General features: G+C 36.0%; 8 protein-coding genes. 1 reads left to right on the top strand and 7 read right to left on the bottom strand.

The window, feature by feature from the left end:
- Window positions 1-3 precede the first annotated feature (3 nt).
- Entirely contained in the window at window positions 4-807 is an 804-nt protein-coding gene (locus ACWA1F_RS03605) for an OmpA family protein (RefSeq protein ID WP_456891651.1), read from the top strand.
- 91 nt (window positions 808-898) lie between these two features.
- On the opposite strand, the gene ACWA1F_RS03600 is transcribed toward ACWA1F_RS03605, so the two are convergent.
- The 7 genes from ACWA1F_RS03600 to ACWA1F_RS03570 form a co-directional block, all read right to left on the bottom strand.
- The gene (locus tag ACWA1F_RS03600) at window positions 899-1,345 is read right to left on the bottom strand and encodes a GNAT family N-acetyltransferase (RefSeq protein ID WP_456891650.1); all 447 of its coding nucleotides are present in this window, start codon (window positions 1,343-1,345) and stop codon (window positions 899-901) included.
- A 178-nt stretch (window positions 1,346-1,523) separates the two neighbouring features.
- A complete protein-coding gene (locus ACWA1F_RS03595; protein WP_456891648.1) occupies window positions 1,524-2,165 on the bottom strand; it encodes a DUF1579 domain-containing protein in 642 nt (213 codons plus the stop codon).
- Window positions 2,166-2,783: 618 nt separating this feature from the next.
- Window positions 2,784-3,752: a DUF4837 family protein gene (locus tag ACWA1F_RS03590; protein WP_456891646.1), complete on the bottom strand. Its 969-nt coding sequence runs from the start codon at window positions 3,750-3,752 to the stop codon at window positions 2,784-2,786.
- 46 nt (window positions 3,753-3,798) lie between these two features.
- Window positions 3,799-5,622, bottom strand: a complete 1,824-nt coding sequence (locus ACWA1F_RS03585; RefSeq protein ID WP_456891644.1) for a LysM peptidoglycan-binding domain-containing protein — start codon at window positions 5,620-5,622, stop codon at window positions 3,799-3,801.
- A gap of 110 nt (window positions 5,623-5,732) precedes the next feature.
- Window positions 5,733-6,920 (bottom strand): phosphoglycerate kinase, encoded by a 1,188-nt coding sequence (locus ACWA1F_RS03580; protein WP_456891642.1) that lies wholly within the window; start codon window positions 6,918-6,920, stop codon window positions 5,733-5,735.
- 158 nt (window positions 6,921-7,078) lie between these two features.
- The gene (locus ACWA1F_RS03575) at window positions 7,079-8,059 is read right to left on the bottom strand and encodes a PorP/SprF family type IX secretion system membrane protein (protein WP_456891640.1); all 981 of its coding nucleotides are present in this window, start codon (window positions 8,057-8,059) and stop codon (window positions 7,079-7,081) included.
- 43 nt (window positions 8,060-8,102) lie between these two features.
- Window positions 8,103-26,033: a T9SS type B sorting domain-containing protein gene (locus ACWA1F_RS03570; RefSeq protein WP_456891638.1), complete on the bottom strand. Its 17,931-nt coding sequence runs from the start codon at window positions 26,031-26,033 to the stop codon at window positions 8,103-8,105.
- Window positions 26,034-26,150: the final 117 nt, after the last annotated feature.

The following is a 26,150-nucleotide window of genomic DNA, read 5'->3' as shown; positions in this document are numbered from 1 at the left end:
TGAATGAAGATAACTCTAGCCTTGATTCTTTTTTCATTTTATACAGCAGAAGCACAGCAAAAACCTGTTGAAACGATTTATTTTGAATTTGACAGATATGATTTGACCAACCAGCAAATCAATGTGGTTTCTAACTTTATAAAGAACATAGACACTGCAAAAATAGAGTCTATACAGATTTATGGCTATTGTGATGATCGCGGAAATGATGAGTATAACTTTAGATTATCTAATAATCGGGCGAATACAATTCAGAATCTGCTGGTCAAAAAAGGATTCAATCAAAGCAAAATTGTTATTCTGGAAGGAAAAGGACGTGTTGTCGTAAAACCAGATACGGTAGAAAATCTGTACGAAACGCGTCTACGGAATCGGCGGGTTGACTTGATCGCCGTTAAGAAAAATAGTTTCGGAAAAGGAATGCATACTTCTTTCAAAGACAATTTAAAAGTCGGTGATAAGGTTTGCATGGAATCTATTCTGTTTGACATTGGAAGTGCAAAACTTACTGGAACTTCTAAAAAAGAACTCGATAAAATTGCCATAACGCTTCAAAATCACAGAAATCTAAATTTTGAAATACGCGGGCATGTATGCTGTACGCCCGAAATTTATAGCGACGGTATTGACAGGGCCACTAGAGAAAGAAGACTTTCATGGAATCGCGCCAAAACTGTTTTTCATTATTTAATGTCCAAAAAAATATCCAAAAGTCGCATGACTTATGTCGGCTGCGGCAATAAGTATCCGTTAGGTCGAGGTGATAATTTTGATCGGCGGGTGGAGTTTGTAATTACTAAGATTTAGCTTCTAAGGTGCTGAGTTGCTAAGCTCCTGAGGTAATGCTAAGAGCAAAAGTTTTCGACTGCGTCAAAAACTGAGAAAATCTATTTATTTTTTATTCTCTTATCATTTCGACATGCGGAATATCATCTTCTAAATACATTTCGCTGGTTTGAACAAAACCGTGGCTTTCGTAAAATTTCTTCAGATACAATTGTGCTCCAATGGTTATTTTGTCTTTTCCGAAATTGGATTTAATTTGGGCAATTGCTTCACGCATTAAATCGTGTCCAAATTTTCTATCTCGATAATTGGCATCTACAGTGACTCTTCCGATAGAAGCGTTGTCAAAACTAATTCCCGCATCAAATAAACGTGAATAGGCTACAATTTTGCCTTCAAACTCACCAATAAGGTGCAATGCTTTCTTGTCTTTATCGTCAAGATCCAAATAAACGCAGTTTTGCTCTACTACAAAGATCTCGCTTCGCAATCTGAGCACATCATATAACTCAAACACTGTTAATGCCTCAAAAGGCTTAATTTTCCATTTTAATTCCATTCTACTTTAAATTTTGCCACGAAGGCACAAAGGTCTTTTTGCCACGAAGACACAAAGGCACAAAGATTATTAAAAAAATGCAAAGGTGCAATTGCGATTGCACCTTTGCATTTTTTATCTAGTGATAAAAACTTAAAAAAACCTTTGCAACTTTGTCACTTTGTCCCTTTTAGAAAAACTACTTTTTCGTCATAACAATTTCCATGCTTTTATATTCTGATCCGTTTTTGACATCGTACATTTCCATTTTTCTGGTTTTCGGATCTATAATCGTATACACTTCTCTGTAAGGTGTTTTTTTACCGTTCATTGGGTTTACCATATCTCCTTTTAGCTCCATGCTTTTTGTAGCTTCCTCATATTTACCAACGGCCACCATCATTCCGGTTCCCATATTATCAATAAAGGTTGTCGTGTATTCTTTGCTGGCATTATTATAGGCTAGAGTACTTTTGCCTTCAAATGGCTGTCCCATCATTGTTCCTTTGTAATTGGCTTCTTGGTAACGTCCTCCTAAAATCATTTTAATGTCGGCTGTAGAAGTTGCTTTTTCTGGTTTTCCATTTGGTTCTGACCAAAATGTCATATCACAATTCCACGTTCCAACCTCATCGGCCATTAATTTATGCGGATTTCCAGGTGTTGCATATTCCTGCCAAGCTTTCATTTGTGCGGCAGAATCTAGTGGCGCTTCGGCAACAGGTTCTTCGGTTTTAATAGAATCTGTGGCTGGTGGAGTTACTGTTTCGTCTTTTACTTCTTTTTTACAAGAAACAAAACACATGGTTATTATTGCTAAGGTTGCAGTTAATTTTCTCATAACTATTTGTTTTAATGTTTGTTATGAATAAAAGTACGAAATTTTTTGGTTTGTTTCAGGTTTGAGGTTTCATGTTTCATGTTTGATATGCATTGGGTGCATTTTAACGCAAAGTTCGCAAAGCTGTGTGTGTATTTGACCCGATGCTTTTAATAAATTGGAATCTTGATATGCTTTGTCCTGTTTTTTAACGCAGAGGGCGCAGAGGATTATTCGCAAAGAGCGCTGAGTGTTTTTGAGAAGGCGAAGTTCGCAAAGCCGTATGTGTATTTATATCGCAGAGGACGCAAAGGATTTTCGCAAAGAACGCTAAGATTTGAGAAGTCAAAGGTCGCAGAGAAATATGCATATTTGACTGTGAAACTCTTTAACCTGAAACTTGACATAAAAGTTTGATATGCTTTGTCTGTTTTTAACGCAAAGGACGCGAAGATATTTTAATTGCGAGATTAAGTAGAATCTATATATTGAGTTCGCAAAGCTTTGTGAGCTTATCATTTTAATGATACCCGCAAAAAAACTTAGCGTTCTTTGCGAAAAAACCTTTGCGAACTCTGCGGCAAAACACATAAAGCATATCAAACTTGAAACGTTAGACATGAAACCTGAAACAAAAATCTATCTCTTGTCGATTTTTACTGTTTTTATAATTGCTTCGAGGTTTAGCATTAAATCGCGTTCTTGGTGTGAAGGGGAATAAGAGAATCCTTCTATCACTAAAACGCGATTAAAGGTTTCGTCTAATATCGCGTAATTGATGAATGGACCAGTCATAAAATCGTTTTTCAATTCCCAAGTTCCTTTGGTTTCGAATGCGTTTTTATTGTCCAACATTACTTTAGAGAAATATGGCGCGTATGCTTCGCTGGTAATCATTTGTGTATTGGGTTCTCTTCCTTGAATATATTTTCCGATCGAGTCGCGCATTTTTACGATGGCATTTACGACATCTTTTTTCTTTTTGAAATTGCGAAGTGGAATCTGGTAAATTAATAAACTGGTATTACCGCTTATAATTTCTTTTTTGAGCCAGATAAATTTCTTTTTGTGCAGCATATATTCATATCCTGTCGGAATTTGAATATTGATATGGAATTTGTTTTTTATAATGGCTTTATTTAGCAATGAAGCACTATTATCTTCCTGAATTTTCTGAATTTCGGCATCACGAATAATTTTTATTATTTGCGGCGCATTCAATTCTAGACTGCAGGTAATATCGTCTACAGATTTGCCGTAAATGCGAAAAGTATTGTGAGGTAATGTTTTGCTTCGAATGATTTCGAACTTTTCTGTGGCGGCTTTTTTAACCACAATAATGCTTCGGCTGTCAGTCACAAAACCTTCAAGCAATCTGGCAGGATACTGATTTATGGTAAAAAGCGGTTCTTCTTGGGTAAGTCCAAGAACTGGTGAGGCAAATTTATTTCTGATGCTGTCGCCTACTTCTCCATACCACAACTGGTCGTCAACAATGACCGAAATGGTATTGGTTTTTCCTGAAACGGTTTCGCTTTGCTTTTCGCTTTTGAAACAAGAAGTCAGGAAAAATGGGACTAATAGCAATAAAAAATGGGTTTTATTCATTTTTTTAATTTATGAAATAAAACCCAAATTTAATAAGATTATTCTATTATCCGTTTATTTTAAGTTTCATTCCCGGTTTAATATCTTCATCTTTAATGCCATTCCATTTTTTGATATCTGAAATTGTTACTCCAGGATATTTTTTAGAAATGCTGTATAAAGAATCTCCTTTCTTAACGTAATAATCTTCACTAACATTTTTAGAAGCTGCTTTTTTCTTGAATGAATCAACCGAGTTTGATGCAATTGCTGTTGAAGTTGGCTCTTCTATAACTATCGCTGCTTTAGAAATAATCAATGTTTTTCCTAAACCAATGTTATTTGAAGTTAAATTGTTAAGTTCTTTTAACTCCGCAATAGTCGTACCGAATTTCTTTGCAATGCTTCCTAAATTGTCTCCAGCTACTACAACATAGTCCATGTCAACAGCTGCTGGCTTATCTTTTTCATCAGCAGATGCAATTGCTTCTTCCTTTTTATCTATAGATGCACTTGCTTTAATAGCCGAAGGTTCATCAGATTTAATCTTTAAACTTCTGCCTATTGCAACAGCATTTGTTTTTAGATTATTCCATTTTTTAATTTCGCTAATGCTTACATCATACTTTGCTGCAATTGCTCCTAAATTATCTCCTTTTCTAACTTTATAAAATTCGAAATCACCATTATCAATTGTTGCAGGTTTTGCAACAGCAGGTTTAGCCACTTTCGCTTTTGGAGCATATTTAACTGCTAATCTAGATGAAGTAGATCTGAAATTTGTATCATAATTAACGTAAGCATAAATCTGCTCTTCGTTTGAAACGAATGTTGCTACTTTGTCTTTTGGAAGTCTGATAAAATGCTGTTCTCCTTGATAGAAAGGCACAACTTCTCTTTTATAAGAAGGATTTAAAAGTTTTATTTGTGATTGTGGCATGTCTAACAAATCAGCAATCTGTTTGAAAGACATTTGATTTTTTACACAAACCGTATCAGTTTCAAAGTTTTTGACAACCGCTCTTTCTGGGTTAATTCCGTGCTCTTTATGATATTCAAAAAGATACATTGTTGCTAGGAAAGCTGGAACATAACCTTGAGTTTCTTTTGGAAGATAATTTCTGATGTCCCAGTATTTTGTTTTTCCGCCAGAACGACGAATAGCTTTGGTAACATTTCCTGGACCTGAGTTGTAAGAAGCTAAAACCAGTTCCCAGTCACCAAAAATATTGAACATTTTGCTCATGTATTCTGAAGCTGCGGCTGTAGCTTTAAGAGGGTCACTTCTTTCGTCGATATAAGAATCAATTTTTAAAGCGTATTGTTTTCCGGTTCCATACATAAACTGCCAAAGACCCGTGGCGCCCATTTTAGAAACTGCTTTAGGATTTAAAGCAGATTCTACAACGGCTAAGTATTTTATTTCCAAAGGAACGTTTTGTTTGGCAAAAGCATCCTCAAATATTGGGAAATAATATTCTGATAAAGCCATTAATCGAGAAAACGATTTTTTACGGTTCTTAAGAAATGACTTTATTACATTTTCTAATCCTTGATTGTATTCTATCTCAAAAGGTGATTTCTGATTCATCGCCGCCAAACGCTGTTTTAGCAATTCAGTCGGAAGTTCTTCATCAACAGTAACATCTTTGTTAATGGTTTGAATGTCTTTGGTCAGATCATCATAAATATCTAGACTTACTAATTCGTTCATCCAAAGACTGTCAACTTTTGAAGCTAAATGATCTTTTTTGAATGTGCTTTTAATAGAATCTAAATACGACAACTTAATGTCTTGCTTTATTTCTTTCGAGAACTCTGCAGATTCCTGCGCGAACATCGACATAGAAAACAAAGCGGTCACCACTAAGGATATTTTCTTTACAATCATATAACATTATTTTAAAATTCTGTAATTCAAACAATTACAAGAGTTGTATTTTTGCAAATCTAAGCCCTTTATTGAAGAAAAGTGTTTAAAAAAATGTTAATTGTGATATTTTAGTCTAAAATCGCTGCAATTCCAGGTAAAACTCTTCCTTCTAACATTTCAAGCATTGCCCCGCCACCAGTGGAAACATAGCTCATTTTGTCTTCAAATCCGAACTGTTTTACTGCTGCAACAGAATCTCCACCACCTACTAATGAAAATGCTCCATTTTCTGTAGCTTCTGCGATATAATCTCCTAATGCAATTGTTCCTTTAGAGAAAGTTTCCATTTCGAAAACTCCTAATGGACCATTCCAAAGAATCGTTTTTGAACCTAAAATTACTTTTTTGAAGTTCTCTAAAGATTTTGGACCAGCATCTAAACCTTGCCATCCATCAGGAATTGCAGTTACATCTACAACCTGAGTATTGGCAGTGTTTGAGAAATCGTCTGCAGCAATAACGTCAACAGGAATATGAACCTGAACATTTTTTTCTTTAGCTAATCTTAAAATCTCAAGAGCTAAATCTAATTTGTCATCTTCGCAGATAGACTCACCGATTTTTCCGCCTTGTGCTTTAATGAAAGTAAAAGTCATACCTCCTCCAATAATCATGTGATCTACTTTATCTAAGATATTTTCGATAACGGTGATTTTAGAAGAAACTTTAGATCCTCCAAGAACTGCTGTTACAGGTTTTTCACTGTTTTTAAGAACTTTATTTAAACTGTCAATTTCTTTTGCCAATAATGTTCCGAAAGTTTTATCGTTTGGAAAAAATTGTGCAATAATTGTAGTCGATGCGTGTGCTCTGTGAGCCGTACCAAATGCATCGTTTACATAAATATCTCCAAGAGAAGCTAATTCTTTAGCGAAAGCTACATCTCCAGCTTCTTCTTCAGCATGAAAACGTAAATTTTCCAATAAAAGAACTTCGCCTGGTTTTAAATCTTTTGCTGCAGTTTGAGCTGGTTCTCCAACACAGTTTTCAGCAAATTTTACTTGAACTCCTAAAATATCAGAAGCTGTTTTTAAGATATGTTTTAGAGAGTATTTCTCTTCTGCTCCTTTTGGTCTTCCTAAGTGAGACATCAAAATCACACTTCCGCCTTGTGCTAAAATAGCATCAATAGTCGGCTTTGCTGCTTCGATACGTGTTGTATCAGTTACATTAAAATTTTCATCCAATGGCACGTTGAAGTCAACACGGATAATTGCTTTTTTATTTTTAAAATCGAAATCGTTTAAAGTTTTCATCTGCTAAATTTTTTAATTTTTTGAAAGAATAACAAATATAGAACTTTTACAGTAGTCTAAATTTCAAAAAAGCAAAAATAATCGAGCAATAAAAACGAAAACGTTGTAAATTATGAAAACAAACAAATTAATTCTCAAAAATGATAAAAAAAGCTTGTTTAATCGTGAACTGGACTTTGCGTACAAGGACAGTTACTGATTGATTGCAAGAAGTCGAATCCGATTGTGATTGAGTGTGTTCCTGAATTATAAGATCCAAGACCATTAAACATAAGCTGGTAAGAATATGCAAAATAGAATTTAGATTTCATAAAACCTGCCATTGGCCCCATAGCCAAAGGTTTTGGGAACTGGTCGTTTAAGAAACGGTAAGAAACTCCAATCCAATAGTAATCTTCGTAACGGTTATAACGTCTGTATTTGAAGTTAAAATCGGTTGTAGAACGCTGGTCACTTGCAAAGTACTGTAAGAAAACCGATGGTTCGTATTCAATACGTCTATTTTCTCCGTCTCTAAAAGTGAATCCAGAATACACCTGAAAGTTTGATAAAAGATCTGGTTCGTTTACTCTTTCCAAACTGATATTCTTTTTCAATACGTTGTTCGCATTAAAACTAAAGTAAAAGCCTCTGTTACGATACAAAGCACTAACATCAAAGTTATTATTAGCGCTATAACGGTTATCTGTTGGCTGGACTCCTCCAATTGGCGGATTTCCGTTACTTCCATCATTAAAGTTTCCAGTCTCAATTCGGAAACTATTAAAGTTGTAAGAGATACCAAAAGATAAATATTGTTCTGTACGATAATCTAAGATCAAGTGGTGAGCAAAAGAGATTTTAGCTCCTGTCTGTCTTGTATTTCCGTTGCTGTCATTATACAATGACAATCCAACTCCTGAACGGTCAAGAACACGAAAATCTGCATACAATGATTGGTTATCTGGCGCATCTTTAATTCCGACCCACTGCGTTAAACCATTGGCTCTAATACGGAGGTTATCTCCAATACCAGCATAAGCAGGGGAAAGAATAAAAGGGTTATCAGCTAAATACTGGGTAAACACTGGTAGGTTTAACTCTTGGCTGTAACTTGTTGTTACAGCCATGAGTACTAAGGATAAAATAAACTTTTTCATTGTAATAATTTTTTTAGACAACATCATTGGGGCTATAATTTTGTTATCTGTATAATGTGAAATGTCCAACAAATTCTCTCGGATCTTTCGGATCATTTAGTTTAAGAACGTACCAGTAGTCACCTGTTGGCAATTCACTTCCGTGGTATCTACCATCCCATTTTCCACCTACACGGTATTTCGCTACTACTCTACCGTATCTGTCGTAAATATCGAACGTTAACTCTTTGTATGCTAATGCTCCACAGTCTGGACCAATTGTAGTGTTTGTAGCACCATTTGGCGTAAAGTAGTTTGGCATACAGAAATCGTAGAATGTACCTTCAACATCAATTGTTGCTTCACAACCATTTTTGTCTCTTACAATCACTTTATAGATTCCTGTTTTATAGATTCTATAGCTGTTAGATGATGTAAATGGTTCACCGTTGAAGCTGTACTCGTAAGGAGCAACTCCACCAGAAGCTTTTACAACAATTGTATTGATGTCTTTGCTTTGGTTTGTTACGTCTATTAAGCTAACTTCTGCAACTGGAGTGACAGTAAATAATGCTGTTGGCATTTCACATCCGTTAGTGTGTCTTGCAACGATGAAGTGATCACCAGCAGGAACATTTGTAAAGATGTTACTTGGCTGGTATACTCCACTATTGTCTAGAGAGTAATCTACATCTGTTGGATTATTAGAAGCATCAACCGTTACTACTACCATGTTTGCTTGAGCATTGTTCACACAGTCATATGTTACTTCAGCAGTTGGGTTAAGAATTACCGGCATTGGTACATTAACTTCTACTTCCTGAGGACAGTTTCCACCATCTTTCACAAATACTGTATAAATACCTCCAGCGAGATTCTCAAATGTATGCTGTGTTCCATTAACCAATTGATAAGTACCATTCAGGTTGTTTAAACTAACCATGTATGGAGGCGTACCACCTGCAAAGTCAATTGTAAATGCACCGTTCAGATCTCCAGCACATACTTCAGGCATTGTCAATCCAGGAGATTCGACAACTGAAAGTGGTGCCGAAGGCTGTTTAACCTCAACTACTTCAGTATCATAACATCCATTTTCATCTGTTGCAATTACAGTATAGAAGCCTGCTTTTAACTTCTCAAAAATGTTACTGTCAAAGTATTGGTCGTTTCTTGGTGAAATAGAATATTTATAGTTTCCTGTTCCGCCTTTACCAATTACTTCAATTCGTCCATCATTACCGCCAAAACATTTAACTGGAGTTGGGATAAATTCGGCAGAGAATACTTCTCTTGGCTGATCAATGTTTACATCCTCAGGTTGAGTTTCGCAATCTCCACTTTTCACGACTACTTTATAATCGCCAGCTAGAAGGCCACCAAATCTACCTTCTGATTGTGGTCCTTGAATTACATTTCCATTAGCATCTAATAAAGTGTATTCGTAATTTCCTAATCCACCTGTAGCTTTTGCTATAATTACTCCACTTGCATCTTCACGACATAATACTACTGCATGAGTTCGATCTAAATTAGCCAACAATGGCTCAAGAGGTGCAATTGTAATTTTATTAGTATCAAAATCAACACATCCGTTAGCATCCTTCACATAGTATTTGTATTCACCTGGAACAACTTCAAACGAAATAGAACTTGGAAATGGAACTGTTGAATATGTTACTCCATCAGTACTGTATGTATACGGAGCTGTACCACCCTGAGCAGTTAAAGTAAGCTGAGTATCTGTAAGACAAGTTCTTTTTCTAGTTTCAGCCAAACTTGCTTTAATTTCAGAAGGCTCATCAATTGTTATTGGAGCTGATTCTCCGATACAATTAAATCCATCAGTTACAGTTACCGTATAAGTTCCTGCTCCTAAACCTGCAAATGAAGGTGTAGACTGAGGTCCTGAAGATCTCACAGGAGTAACTGAAGTAGTATTTAAAGTATATAAATAATTACTTCCCTGACCACCTGTAACCGCAGTTACTGTAATCGTAGCGCTTAAATCTCCATTACATAATAATAAATTTCTGTCTGATGAAGCCGTAACCGCAATTGGTGTTGGAATTACTAATGTAACCTGATCTGTATCAATACAACCTCCAGCATCTTTAACAGAAACTGTATACAATCCTGCTTTTAATCCTGGGAATATGTTTTGACTAGAAAAATCTACTGTAATTGGCCCATCTAATTTATATTGGTAACTACCTGGCCATCCGCCTTGAGCACTTACACGAATCTCTCCATCATCATTACCTGCTACACAAGTAATTTCTTTTTTAGAAGTTTTAATTTCTAAAGCAGCAGCTGGACGTTCAATCGTAAAGTTTGCTGTAACAGAACAATATGGAAGTCCTGTTAATTCTGCTACAAGTGTATACTTACCAGCGGCAAGGTTAGAAAGTTCAACTTTTGTACCCATTGAAGATCCGTTTACGCTACTTCCAGATTCGTGAGTCAATACATATGTAAATGGTCCCGCTTCATCTAATGGTGTCGGAATATTATCGACTAAAGTCAATGTAATTGCACCGTCTACATCTGCATAACAAGTTACATTTTTGATGTTTGAAGCTACAAATTTGAATGTATTTGGCTCATTAACAATGTATGGTTTTTCTACACCACAACCTGTTACTGGATTAGTAACTTTTATTAAATAAGTACCTGGTTTTAATCCAGTAAATAATCCATTTACGCCATTTGTAACAGGATAAACGGTTTCATTTGTACCTTCAATTGTATAAGTCAAAGTAGGCAATGTTCCTCTTGTTGGAACTGCTGTTACTTGAACTGATTCGTCATCTCTACAGTTGATTTTTGTTGTAGCAAGATCTAAACGAGCAATATCTACATAAGGATCAATTGTAACTGAAGAGTATCCGCCTTGACAGCCTTTACTATCAAATACATTTACTACATAAGTTCCTCCTAAGTAATCAGATTCCGTATAAACATTTCTCTCATCGTCTTGAACTACTGAACCATTTCTTACGAATTGATATCTAATGTAGTCGTTTGAACCTCCACTTACTGAACCAGCAGGTACCGTAATTGTAGCATCGATAGCTGTGTTGCCAACATTACATAAGTATGGTGTAACTACAGGCTGATTTACCACAATTGGAGCTGGCTCACCCACAGTTACTGGAGCAGTTGCAGGACATCCTTTACCAGAAACTACCGTTACCACATAATTACCAGCTGGTAAATCATAGAAGTATCTTGAATCTTGAAGAGGCCTGTTTTCTGGACCAGCAAGGCTGTATCTGTAAACTGGGTTATTGTTTGATGGATCAAGAGTTACCTCTATACGTCCATCTCGATAAGTATTACAAGTTGCATCAAATCCTTTTGCTGTAATGCCTGTTACTAGTGTTGGTGTATCGATTGTAACGTCTACAAATTTCTCACAATTTGTCGCAACATCTCTTACAATAAATCTGTAAGAACCTGGGGCTAAACCTGTAAACACGTTAGATATACTTGGAGTAGTAGCCCAATTATCTCTTGTATATACATATGCTGCTGGCGTTTTACCTCCACCGGCAGTTAATGTAACTACACCATTTGCAGTCATACAAGTTGGCTCTGTTGTAATATCTGCTTTTAATGTAAGTGGCTCAGGAATGTTAAATGCAGTTCCCGCTGTTACAACACATTTGTTAGCATCTCTTACACTTACAGTGTAATCACCTGCATCTTTTACAATAAAGAAAGCATCACTTTGATATTGTTTTCCATCCAAACTATATTCTAATGGAGCTACACCTGTAGCCGCAACATCAATTCTGTAACCTGCAACATCATAACAAGGACTAACTACACTCACATTTGTAATAGCCGGCATTGGGTCTCTTGAAATGTTTACTGGTACAAATGCTTTACATCCTTTAGCATCCATTACATATACATGCCAAGTATCAAATGCTGGAGCAATTTCTGTAGTCGGGATTATAATTATTTTATCCGTTTTGAATTGACCATCAGCTGGAACACCTGCTGTTGGCAATACTGCAACATATTTATATCCTTTTGTACCTCCAACAATTTGTGTTTCATCGATTGTAATAACCGCACCAGCCGAATCACAATATTGATTTTTCACTGCTGGGATAAAGCTAATCAAATCTAATACTGGTGGTTGAGTAATTTCAAATGTATTTGAAGTCACTGGACAGAATGGATAGTTTGTCTCAGTAATAACTACTGTATAAACGCCACCCGCACCCATATTAGGGATTGTTAATGGATTAGTAATTGTACTATCACCAGATCCAGATCCTGAACCCCCTACAGCTACACCAGCGTTGTAAACTTGGTAAGTGTAAGGTCCTTTATAATCTATCACATCGATAGTGATTTCACCATTTGTTCCACCATTACAAGATACTGATGCAGAAGCCGTCGCAATAACTTTTGCAGTATTGTATAACGGTACTTGATAAGCATTTGTCATAATAGAACATGATGTAACATTGTCTATTATCTTAAATTGATAGAAATGACCTGCTGTTGGAGCAATGTAATCGAAACTAGTATTGCCTAAGCCAACAGGAGTTGCAGTTTGTAAAATCTGTCCATCTTGATACACTTCATAATTAAAATTAGCTGGAGATGTTCCACCTGTAATCTCTACATGAATAGTTTCGTGTCCGTTATTCGCACAAGAAGCTTTATCACCTAAAGTTGCTACAGCAGCAGTTAATTTAGGGAACGCTGCAATTGGAATTGTAATCTCATCAATACAGCCATTTGCATCTTTAGCATAAAATGTTAAGTTCTGTGCTACTTCATTATTTACAGTAAATGTGTTTTCTGGTTTCCAATTTGTTCCGTTATTACTATATGTATAATTTGTAACTATACCACCACCTGCACCACCTGTAGCAGTAACTTCAACTACCGTACGGTTTGGAGTATTTGTTCCTGAACATGTAACTTGCAATGGCGTAGCACTAGCTACTACTGGTATTGGTTCGTCAATAACAATTATTTTACTATCTGTACATTGTTTTCCTGAAGTTACAGTAACTGTATAAGTTCCTGCAATTAGACCTGTAAATAAAGGTGTGCTTTGAGAAATCAAGGTACCACCTGCTGGAATCGTACGCTGTATAGTATACGCATAATTTTTATCGTCATTACCCGGAGCTAATGTTACCAATATAGAACCATTAGTCACATTTCCTTGCGGAGCAGAACAATTTGGTGAGGTTGGCACTGCATTAAATGTTACTGCTGTTGGAGCTACCATGTCTACAGTATTTGTTGCAACATGACAATCATGAGCATCATATACCTCGAAAACATATACTCCATTTGCCGAACTTGACACTGTGTAATCTGAATACAATGCGTTAGTAAAGTTATTGATTGCAGATGTCACACCATTATAAGTAACAGTATATCTGTAAGGAGCATAACCTCCTACTGCTTGAATTCTGATTATACCATCAGCCGGAAGTGCACCCGTACAGTAAATTGGCTTCTCTATGTTTGCAGATGCATACAATTGGCCTTTAATCTCTGTATTAACAGCAGTTGATTTACATCCAAATTTGTCTTTAACTACGATAGTGTAGTTTCCTGGACTTAAATTAGCGAATGTATCAGAAAGCTGCCATTTCTGGCCGTTATTAATACTGTATTCAAATGGTCTTACATCAAATGTAGATGTAGAAGCTGCAGTAACAACAAGTGTAGTTGTATTTGCACCATTAACATAACAATAGTCTGATGCTGCAGCAATTGTTGCTGTTGGATCAACTGGTGCAATTAATGTAAATGTGCGATCAATTCTACAATTATTAGCATCTATAACATGAACATCGTAAGTTCCTAATTGGATTAAGTTTCCAAAAGTTCCATTTTTATTAGATAAAATACTTCCATCCGGTTGTTCTACATAATAAGTGTAGTCTCCCCATCCGTCGCTTGCAGTCATTGTTACACCTCCAAAAGTCGTACATCCTTTAGGTGTTACATTTAATGGAGCTAAAGCTAAAGCTGCCGGCGGTGCTGCAATTGTAAATGTTATTGGCATTTCACAATTTGTTGCATCGTCATATACAGTAATTGTATGACTTCCTGCAGATAATCCTGTTAAATCAATAGTTGACGATGTTAAACCAACAACTGCTGCCGAAGGAGCATCTAATATATAATGATATGTCCCAGCACCCGTTCCGAATCCAGATACGAAGAAAGAAGCTTTTCCATCTAGTGCACCTAAACATGTAATTGGCGTTTTAGACTGCTCTACAATATTTATTTTGATAACATTATCAATTCTAAATGTTTTTTGAGCTGTACAGCCATTTTCGTCTGTTACCTGGAATACATAATCCACATCTGGTAAAAGATTTGTAAATGTCGCAACCGTACCATTATCAACTAAGGCAGGCGAAATAATTTGGTATGTTAATGTTCCAACACCGTTTTGAACTGCAGAAATGGTAGCTGTAGTATTCAATGTTGTACATGTAATAACCGGTCCTTGAGTTATTGTGAAATTTGTTGGAGGGTTTAATTTAAATATATCAACCGAACCTGGAACTTCACAACCATTAGCATCTTTGATAGCATATGGAATAGTCTGATCTGCATTCTTATCTACAGTATATGTAGTCGTAGTTGTAAAATCACTTCCGTTAAAGCTATAGTAATAAGGAGCTGTACCAGAACCTGGAGTTGCTGCTAATACTACAGTAGCTGGAACAGTAGCATTTCCAGTCGTACATTTTAATCCTTGTACTGTTGCTCCGTTATCAGCTAAAGGAGTTGGTTGTCCCAAAGTTCCATTTCCAGAAACTTCACAGCCTAAATCGTCTCTTACAATATAAGTGTAAGGTCCTGCAGCCACTGAATATACAGTCTCATCACTAAATACTCCTGAACCGTTAAATGCAAATGTATAAGGTGCTTTACCTCCTATTGCTGATAATTCTACCGTTCCATTTCCACCATTACAAAGCGGTTGAATTGGGTTTGAAGAAGGTGTAATTGGAACAATTGCATCAACTCTTACTATATTGGTTTCAATTGGACATGCATGAGCATCTGTAATTTTAAATTGGTAAGTGTCTGCATCAACAGCAGAAACTGAATAAACAAACGTCGTTTTACCTCCTACTACAGTTGTTGTTGGAGTAATTGCAGTATATGCTCCTGATCCTTTTTTAACTTCATAAGTAGCATATGGCGTTGTTCCTTTTGAAACTGTAACCGTAATTTCAGCATTTGCCACAGCATTTCCTGAAACAGAACAGTCTAATACCTTTGTTACTAAAGCACTTGCTATTGGCGTTGCATTAATTAATGTAGATGCCGCTGTAGATTCACAACCGTTCGCATCTCTAACAACGACACTAACAGGACCTGAATTTAAGTTTTGAATCGTATGAGTTAAACCTGTAATTTCAGTAAAATTCCCATTATTCACACTGATATAATGTGGCGCGATTCCCGGTGTATCTACGGTAACAGTAACTTGGAATGCTCCTTCTCCAGCGCAATAATTAACTACGTCAAGGCTAATTACTGGAGTAGGGTCTAACGGTAACAAGAATACTGGAGTGCCTTGAATACATCCATAAGCATCTTTTACCCAAGCATAATAATTATTTGAATCTCTATTAAATACTGGAACACTTGTCCAAGCAGTATCTAATACATCTGGTGTAGTAGCAGTTGTAGTAACCATATATTTGTATGGCGCCGTTCCTTCACTACCACTTACTCTAATTACCCCAGCATCTATTTTACAATTATCATTTTTTACAATTTCATAATCTGCAACTAATAACTTTGCTGATTGTCTTATAGAAAACATCGCTGTAGATTTACTACATCCTGCATTTGTTGCTCCAGCGTCTTCTTTTACTAGAACAAAATAGTCTCCGTGAGCCATTGCTCCAAAACCACTAATTGTTAGTGAACCGTTAGCAGGAACTGTACCTGAACCATTAATTGGTAATGGCGCTAAAGATAACGCGTCATACACCTGATAAGTAATTGGTGTAGCTGTTCCATAAGTACTGCTAACTACAAAACTAACTTTACCATCTGAACTTCCTGTACAAGTAACATTTTGTGCAGTTGGTGCTCCAACAGTAAGCGTTGAATTTGATGGAATAGGCATGTCAGCAATCTCATAATAATAACATCCTGATTTACTATCATAAACAATGAAAGTATATCTTACTCCAGGAATTAAATTAGGAATAACCGTTTGTAAAGGAGTAGTTTCTGGATACCAAGTTCCAATAGTTGGATATACAGGTGTAACACCTGTATAATAACTAAAGTAAAATGGTCCGTTTCCTACCGGAATTGACGTCGCGCTTCCTACAGCTACAATGGCAGAACCTAAGGCAGTACAATCTGCTGGAGGTGGTGCTGTAACCGTAATATCAAGATCTTCTGGAGGAGATGTAATTGTAACTTCTTCTATATAAGGACAGTTATTTGCGTCTATAATTCGTATTTCATATATACCAAAGTCAACGATTTCAAATACTTGCGCGGTTCCTGGTACATTAGAAAATGATTTATTATAATTTCTTCCTGTTACATAGTAATCATAAGGGCCTGTTCCACCTGTAACACTATCAATCGAGATTGATCCTAAAGATACTCCGTTTGTACTGTTACAAGTAATACCTACTAGTGTTCTATTAACAACAATTTGAGATGGCTGAACTAATGTAATAGTTTCTGGATCGCTTATACATCCTTTTGTATCTCTAACTTCATAAGTATAATCTGTACCTGGTGCCACAGCCGCCGCTAAATCAGTGAAGATAGGCGAATCTTGCCAAGCACCTCCATTAACACGATATTGATAACCAGGAACACCTCCGTGTCCTGTTACTGTAATTGTTCCTTCAGAAACGTTATAACATTTTGGATTAGTACTTGTAGCTGTCGCAGTAGGTTTTTGAGGAGTAGTTACCTCAAAAGAAACCGTCGAAATTGCAGAACATCCATCAGATGTAACGTTGAAATAATAAGTTCCAATTATTGATGTATTAAATACATTTCCTGGAAGAGTAGTAAATGGTCCTGTGCTACTAGTGCTATATCCGTAAACATAAGTAGTACCATCTCCACCTGCTGCACTTAACGTTACTTGTGCATCCGCTGTTGTGAAAGGCGGAACTGCAGAACAAGTAGCATCTTTGTTTGGTGTAACTGTAAGTACCAACTGATCATTAACAACTAATGTTGTTTTTTCCTCACAACCATTATCGTCTTTAATACTTAAAACATAAGATCCAGGGGCTGTTATTGTTTTTGTTGGATTTGTACTATAAACTCCATCAATACCATATAAAGCCGTTCCTCCATATACAGTACCCGTAATGGTTACACTTGCAGTTCCTGTAAAACAAGTTGTCGGAGCAGGATCTATTGTTGGTGCATTATTTCTAACAACACTAACAGTTGTTTGTATATTACAACCTTTATCATCTTGTACATAAACATTATAGTTTAAACCAAGAGTTGTTGTATTCTTAGTAAAAATTCCAGTTGTATTATAATCTCCTGGGAAAGTTGGTGCCGCCTCAGTTGCTCCAACCACAGCATAATGTAATGTACCAGTTCCTCCAGAAGCTGAAACTTTTATTGTAGTATTTGGTTTATCGCAATATACTTTAGTACCTGCAGCAGTAAGAATAGTTACTGGGGTAGGATTTGCTAATGTTACTACTTGCGTAGCTTCACATCTTGTAGCTGTATTAGTAACTACAAATGTGTAAGTCTGAGGTGTAAGTCCTGTGTAAGTTATAACATCACCGACTTTATTTCCTCCACTAATTGCACCTGTTACACTTCCTGTTAGAGTATATCCATATCCTCCTGTAGTGTTTCCAGAAATTGTGAATTCAATTTCTCCATCGTTTCCGTTATAACAAGAAACATTTTTTACAATTCTATTTGATGCTGTAATTTTAACAACCTCTTTAATTTCATAACTACCCGTTACGGTACAGTCATTTTTATCTGTAATTTTAAAATTATAATTACCTGGCGCTAAATCATTAAAAGTATATGTGTTTGAATTTACATTTGTTACCACAGGAGTTGCTGGTGCAACAGCCGCAGTTGTGCTAGTAATTTCATATTTCAATGGCAATACACCATCTGTAACCGTCACCAATAAATCAGTAGTTAATTTAGCTGGATCACAAGTAATCGCCGGTGCTGAGAAAGCTAATGCAGATGGTGGATTTAACGTATTAACCGTTGCAGAAGTTGTAGTAGTACAACCATTAGCATCCTCTACAATAATATCAACTACACCTGAAGTACTTGTTGTATAAGTATTAGAATATACAAAAGTTGTAGATCCGTTATAGTAATATTTGTATTTGTTAGTTCCTGCAAATGGTGTTCCATTAGCAGCAGTAACTGTAATTGTAGATGTTAACGGAGCGTTACCTGTTCCACATTTCAAGTCTGTTGCAACAGCAGAAGCAGATAAAGCAATTGCTGGTTCATTAACTGTTACTGGTTTTGTTGTCTCGCACTTTTTATCATCTTTAATAGTAACTTGATAAGTACCTTGTCCTAATCCGGTAAATACGTTTGTAGGTTGGAAAGGACCGCCATCAATGCTGTATTCATATGTTCCGTTAGCAGGAATTCCCGTTACTGTTATAATTCCTGTATTTTCACCATGACATTTCACATGCTCAACATCAACACTAAAATCAGGTATAGCTCTAGCCGCAATGTTTTGTGTTACTGTAGTTCTACAATTATTGCTGTCTAAAATTTCAAATTCATAAGTTGCCGCGTTGGCTCCTGTTGTTGTAGTATGAGTAAATACTGTTTGACCAGCTCCTACAGGAATATAAGCTCCTGCGAAACCGCTTCCGTTTGTACTCACTCTATATCTATAATCTGGATAACCGTTACGAACCGTTACTTTAATAATTGCATTTGGATTAGTAGCATCACAATCTAAATCTTTATCCAATTCAATTGATGCTTCAACTGGAGAAGCAATTGTTGTGCTTGGTAAATCGATAGAACATCCTGTTGATGTATCTGTAACCGTTACTACATAACTACCTGGGATTAATCCAGTGAACGTACCATTATTTTGCTGTGTACCGCCTGTAATAGTATACACATAGTTTGGCGCAGTGTTAGGAGTTACTCTAATTGTTGCTCCTGTACTACTTGCACAATAATCTGTAGTTGTTGCTATAGAAGCTATAGGATCAACTTTATCATTAATAGTAAAACTTCCGCTTACTGAACAGCCATTCAAATCTGTAACAGTATAAGTATAACTTCCAGGTTCTAAATTAGTAAACAAGTTGGTTGTTTGTGTAATTACAGGACCTGTTGGAGGTGTTACTACATAAGTGTAAGTTCCCCATCCGCCAACTACATTAATTGTCGCAGTTCCTTTGACATCACAAGTTACATGAGTTAAAGCTTCTGGATTTTTAGATAATGGCGTTGCAGGTTCAGCGATAGTAACTGTTTGCGATGCTGGACAAGATGTTACGGTATTTGTAATTGTAAACAAATGGCTACCTGCATTTAATCCCGTAACAGTAATATCAAATGATGCTCCTGTGTTTGGAGAAGTTCCTGTAACTGCTGCTCTAGAATCTACAACATAGCTGTAGTTCACATTGTTGCCTAAACCTGAAATTGTAAATGTAGCCGTTCCGTTAGATTCACCTGAACATTCAACATTGTTTTGAGATGCCACGCTTACTGAAATAACTGGCAATGATTTAATTTCATGTATTTTTTCATAAACACATTTATTTGCATCTCTAACTTCAAAAGTATACGTTACACCAGCATCTAATCCAGCAAATGAATTACTAGATTGGAATGTAGTTGTAGCATAAGCAGCTGGTGCTTTTATTCTATATTCTAAACCAGCAGTTGGTACTGCTACGTTAGAAGCATTTACTACGTTAGTAATAGTAACTGTAGCTTTATTAGAAGGACAAGTTACAGCACTATTATCAATTGTCATTCCTGCTGGAGGGTTCAATGCATTAATTGTACCTGTAACTGCCACTGTTTTAGTACAGTTTTTACTATCTGTAACAGTAACAGAATAACTTCCTGGGGTTGTCAAATTCTCAAAAAGACCAGTCGTATTCGTTCCTGCTACGATATTTGTCGTTGTATTTCTTAATTCGAAAGTGTAACCTCCATTACCGCCTATTGCAGATGCTGAAATTGTAGCTCCACTCAAACAAGTGTAAGGTGCAGTGATTGATGCCGATGGCACTAAATCTTCTGGTTGGTAAACTGTAAATGTATAATCTTCCTCACAGCCTAAATTGTCTTTTACAATATAGCTATATGTAATTCCAGCAACAGAACCTTTTAAATTGCCATAGTGAGTAGTTGTACTAAAAGCACCTGTTCCATTAAACTGATAAGTAAATGGAGCCTCACCTGTTAAAGGTGTAATATCTACATAACCATTATCAGCATTGTAACAAGTAACATTTTCAACTTTATGTTCAGCAGTAACTGGCTCTAATTGTTTTATTTCTTTTTCTTCAACAGCTGTACAGCCATTTTTATCAGTAATTGTGAAAACATAAGTTCCAGGAACATCTGTATACGTAAATGTAGGACCAGTGATATCTCCACTAGTAAATAAAGTAGCATTAGTTGCTTTATTTTTTACTATGTATTTAAATGGTGTAGTTCCTCCTTCAATTGTAACCTCAATTGTAGCTTTTCCAGTTGTACAAGTTAATGCACCACTAATAGATGAACGTGCCGACAATTGTTTACCAATTGTTTGACTAACTGCCAAAGCATCACAACTATTACCGTCTGTAATTAAGAAGCTGTATGTACCTGTAGCAGTTACTTTATAATCAAATGATGTTGTAGTAAATGTAGCGCTTTGAGGTCCATAAGTAGTTCCTCCATCTGTACTTACTTTATAAGTGAAAGGCCCAACACCTCCGATAATATTAACTGTAATTGTTGCACCTGCATTATTATCAAAACATAAACCAGTGTTTTGAACTACTTCTGCCTTTGGTATAGACGCTGGATCAATTACCAGCTCTGTATCCATTGCATCACTACATGACTTAGAATCTACACCAGAAATAATATAGGTACCTGCAGGAACTTCATTTAAAATTCCATCAATTGGGAAAACTCTAGTATAGGAAGAGTTTTTATCTTTTAATGTTAAAGTATAAGCAGGCGTACCACCAGTAGCAGTAGCAGTAACTGTTGCTCCTTTACAAGTTGCTGCCGAAGCCGTTGCATTTACAACAAATGGATCCTTAGAAGGGATTGTTGTTGGAATTGTAGCGTTACAAGACGCTGCGTCATTTGCATAACGAACACGAACATCATAAAGACCTGCGCTTTTTCCTGAAATTACAACAGGCGAAACTTTAGAGTTTACCCATGTTGGATTTGTAGCTCCACCGTTTAATGTGTAGAAAAATCCATCTGTAGTATTAAAGTTTTCTGCATAAATACTGAAACCTCCGTCATTACCACCGTTACATGATACTCCAGTAATACCTTTAACTTCTGCTTTAAATCCTTGTCCAGCTTGAACTTTTAGATCTAAAGTTTTAGCCTGTAAACATGATTTTGGTAACTGACGTACCCAGATATCATCGATAACTAAGTCGTTTCCATTAAAGACTTCACTTCCTGAACGTATAACAAAAGTTAAATTTTTATTATCTCCAGGGTTTAGCTTAATACTAATTGGTACCCATTTTTTTCTGTCAGGATGATTTAAACCAGGCGCAATTTCTCCTGTATCATCTCTCGCTACCACATTACCTTTAGAATCAATTAATTCAATTCTAATAATTGGAGCTGCACTATTATAAGATGGCATTAGTAAATTTCCAACATAGAAATCTACAATTACATCTTGATTCGGTATAACATCTACAATTGGTTTACTGTATAAGATACCGTATTTACCAGCTGCATTACCAACATTTACCAATAAGTATCGACCATTAGGATCTCCTGTATTGTCTAAATTATTTGGGTTAGTTGTATGATCTTTATAATGGAACCAAGCACCACTATTATTACTATTTGGATCGTCATCTCTCCAGAAGAAACTTGCTACAGAGTAAGCATTATCTTCAACAGATCTACTTGGTTTACCATCTGGATATTTACATAAATATGGAGGATTAACTCTTTGATCATTAAAACAGTATGCTGTCGCAATACCAGGAGCTGTTGTTGGTGGTCCACTTCCGAAATCTTCTTTTAGTAAATTACTAAAAGTCGGAACAGATACTAAATTATACTCTACCTTAATTTTATAATCTCCAACAGGAATATCTTTAAAGATGTTAGCCGGAGAGTTTGTATTTAGAGTATAAATATAATTAGAAGGGTTTGCCGGATCAGGTTTACCTAAATAATAAGAATAGCTGTAATTAGGACTTGCATCAGCGTTAACCGTTACTGTAGCTGTACCTTCACCTTTACAATTATAATTTAAAACAGGCTCACTAAATATAGGATCAGCCGGTTTTTCATCTAAAATAATACCTGACATAGGGAAAATACACCCTGCAGCATCTTTAATATATAATGTAATAGGAGTTGTGCTTGGGTTTATGTAGGCAAAATTATCTTTGATGTAAGTATTTCCTCCATCAAAACTATATCTATATAAGTCTGGTGCAGGAAAAGGTACACCTCCCTGAGGGTTAGTAATTCTAACCATTCCTTGTTTAGTATTGCCTGTTGGTCCGCAACCTGATAATTCAGCAACACCTGCAGACGCAGTAAGTGTAGCCGAAGGTCCTGTAATCGTAATAGTTTTTTCTGGATCTGTACACTCTACACCACCAATAGTATATTTTACAATAACTTTATAATCTCCCGCCGTTAAACCTGATGTTGGTAAAGTTGTAAAAGTGCCACCATTTACGTTATAAGAAACCGTATAACCAGAATTTGCAGGAGTAACCGAAATCGAAATTTCTCCTTCTTTAGCATTGTAACAACTTAAATTGTTTGAATTTATAGTAACCGTTGGTTTAGCAATAGGATTTACCGAAAATGTCGGAATCGTATAGCTACAATCATTACTGTCCGTAACTACAATACTATAACTTCCTCCTGGGTTTGTTACAGGAATTTTATTTTCAGAAACATATGGCTGCCCGTTTATAGAGTAAAAATACGGCGCCGTACCTCCTTTAGGGGTTACAGTAATTTCTCCATCTGAACATGCCGTTAGTGATTTTACATCATAAGCCGCAGTAAGTGGATCTGGCGCAACTATTTTGATATCACTTATATTACTACAACCATCAGCTGTAGTCACTGTTAGTACATAATCACCTGCCAGCAATTCAAATTTTGCATCTTTTTCAGAAGTTGGCCCTATCGTTTGAACTGGTGCCCCACCCTGTGTGATAACAAAAGTATAATTTGGATTCACATTATTTGCTGCAACTGCAAGAGTACCTTTCGCACCTGCACAAAGAGGTTGTGTGATCACTTTGTTAACATCAACATCTAGTTTTCTAATAAGAATGTTTTCAACTGTAAAATCACATGGAAATGTAGTTACGTTCGTTTGTCTAACATGTACGGTATAAGAACCCTCAGTACTTATTGGAAAAATATTACTTGACTGATATGCTCCGATAGGTCCGCTAGGATCTTTGCTAATTGCATACTCATATCCAGCAGGAACACCTTCAACGGTAATACTACCGTTTGATGAACAAATAATATCAGTGTGCTTTTCAGTTGGAGTTAATGTATTTTGATATACATCGAAATAAAAACGATTGAAACAAACTCCACCTTTATAGGTAACTGTTAATCTGTATTTTCCTGCTTTATTTGCAGTATAATCAGATCCTGTTCCTACTTGATCCCATTTACAAAGTTCACTTGGATTTCCAGTACTTGCAAGTGCATCGTTCGGACAGTTTTTACCTGTTGAAACAGTACAGCTACCTTCAACGAAACGTTCCCATACTATATTAGAAGCATCCGTAATATTTGTTTTTATTTCTTTTTTAGCATTACCACCGCACAAATAAATGTTTGGAAATGGTTGACCAGTATCGGCACATGTTAAAACTTCACTTGCAAAAGGTATCACAGGATTTGTAGTTGTGCTTTTAAAACGTGTAACCACAAAAGATTGAGAAATAGATCTACATGGTGCTTGCGCTAAATTATACACATAATATGTTCCTTCTTTGGTCACATTAAATGGATTTCCTTCACCAATTTTAATTGTCATTTTGGCGTCACTATACCATGTGTACTTATCATATCCTTTTGCTGGAATAAGATCAACACTATCTGTACATAAAGTTACATTCTCTGTATATTGACAACCATCTACACCTACTAAAAAGTTTGTCGCTTTTGGTGTTACAGCGCAACCTTCAGTTGAATTAACACTTCCTTGAGGATCTGTTTCATCGATTGAAAAGCTAGTATTTTCTTTACCTTTATAAGTAGCAAAAGCTTGGTTGTCGATACTATTAGAGCAAGCCTCGCTTAATGCATGACAATCAGGAACTACCTGAACTTTGAAAGCGATAGTACTTATAGTAGGATTGTTTTTTGTTATTAATTTAGGATCTGTAACCTCAAAAACGATTTTTCTTGTAACCGGATTGTATGGTGTTTTAACTATAATTCCTTTTGGCAACGGAAGTAAGTCTCTTGTCTGATCAAAAATAACGTTTATTGGCAACTGGTCGGTAATAACCAATGATGTTGCATCATCATTACCTACATTCTGAATATTAATTTCATATCGCAATTGCTGACCAAGCGTCACATTTTGTCCTCCAATATCCTTTCCGTCTGTGTCTTTTACAAGTTTTGTTAAAGCAATTTGAGGGGCAATAACTTCTACGTTAAAAGCATTAAAGTAAACACCATAACCATCTCCACTAGTCGTTAGTTTTAAATTAGCTCTACTATCACCATTTTTAATAATTGAATTGTTAGTATTACGCAAATTGATGATCCCAGCATCAAAACCCAGTGTATTTGTACTGGCCGGATTTCTTTCGAGATTATTTCCCGAAAGATCATTAATAACACTGCAAAAGAAATTATTTGTTGCACGCTCATTAGTATAAACCTGTGTCCCATTTATAGAATAAGTATCACCAGTCGTTGCCTTATCTCCTTCTAAAGCCGCAAAAGCTAATTTTACTTTTACATTTCCTGTTGGAATGGTTTTAAAACCTGAAACAGAATAGGTCAAATCTTGGCCCCCAGCTTTAATCCAGCTAAATCCGTCGTAGGCAGTAATATATTTTGCGCTTGATTTCGGATCTTCATAAATAACAAATAATGACCATCCTGCAGCATATCCTCCATTATTCAATTGGCCACGAGCAGAGTTAATATTGGCTACAGTATACTCTCCTTCAGGATTTTTCGAGTCTTTAAGCAGTTTTGTTACATTAGCATAATAAGCGTATGGTATTTGATCTCCATTAGTTGTTCTTGGACTATTATTGTAATAATCGTAAATCAACTCTCCATTAATATTGTTATAAGTCGTTTCGTTGGCAAGCTTAAACTTAACATTGCCTAAATCACTTCTCTTTACAGTTCTGTTATTTAAAGAACCTTCTGTATACACACCTGACCAATACAATCCAGCATATACAATATTATAACAAGCTCTACTCGCATCTGGCACCTTTAAAGTTGCAGAACTAGAACTAAAAGTATCAGGATCATTATCAATATCAATATATTGCATGTTCTGATTATTATTATCTCCACCTCCAGTATAAGCATCTTTTGCATACTCACCGGTCTTATTGTTATCTCTATTAACAATACTATTACCAATAAGCATCATATCTCCTCTTATACTCGTATCAAACCTTGAAGTAAAAGGTACATGATTTTGTGCTAGCACAAAATAACTTTGCAATAAAAACAAAGTCAATAAAATCAATCTTAGGTTAGTAGGTTTTCTCATAATCTTTTTTTTGTTTACTTACATTTTATCCTCTAAGGGGCATTATTGAATAAAACACTTTGTATGAAATAACATTTATTATTATGTCCTCCTTTCTAGAGGACCGACTATTATTCT

The sequence above is a fragment of the Flavobacterium erigeronis genome, from assembly GCF_054075165.1.
The sequence above is the reverse complement of the archived record's forward strand: the minus strand, read 5'-3'. Positions and strand labels throughout refer to the sequence as shown.

Excerpts from the sequence above, each read along its gene's own strand:
- ACWA1F_RS03605 (WP_456891651.1), top strand. The coding sequence starts at position 4 with ATGAAGATAACTCTAGCCTTGATTCTTTTTTCATTTTATACAGCAGAA.
- ACWA1F_RS03600 (WP_456891650.1), bottom strand. The coding sequence starts at position 1,345 with ATGGAATTAAAATGGAAAATTAAGCCTTTTGAGGCATTAACAGTGTTT.
- ACWA1F_RS03595 (WP_456891648.1), bottom strand. The coding sequence starts at position 2,165 with ATGAGAAAATTAACTGCAACCTTAGCAATAATAACCATGTGTTTTGTT.
- ACWA1F_RS03590 (WP_456891646.1), bottom strand. The coding sequence starts at position 3,752 with ATGAATAAAACCCATTTTTTATTGCTATTAGTCCCATTTTTCCTGACT.
- ACWA1F_RS03585 (WP_456891644.1), bottom strand. The coding sequence starts at position 5,622 with ATGATTGTAAAGAAAATATCCTTAGTGGTGACCGCTTTGTTTTCTATG.
- ACWA1F_RS03580 (WP_456891642.1), bottom strand. The coding sequence starts at position 6,920 with ATGAAAACTTTAAACGATTTCGATTTTAAAAATAAAAAAGCAATTATC.
- ACWA1F_RS03575 (WP_456891640.1), bottom strand. The coding sequence starts at position 8,059 with ATGAAAAAGTTTATTTTATCCTTAGTACTCATGGCTGTAACAACAAGT.
- ACWA1F_RS03570 (WP_456891638.1), bottom strand. The coding sequence starts at position 26,033 with ATGAGAAAACCTACTAACCTAAGATTGATTTTATTGACTTTGTTTTTA.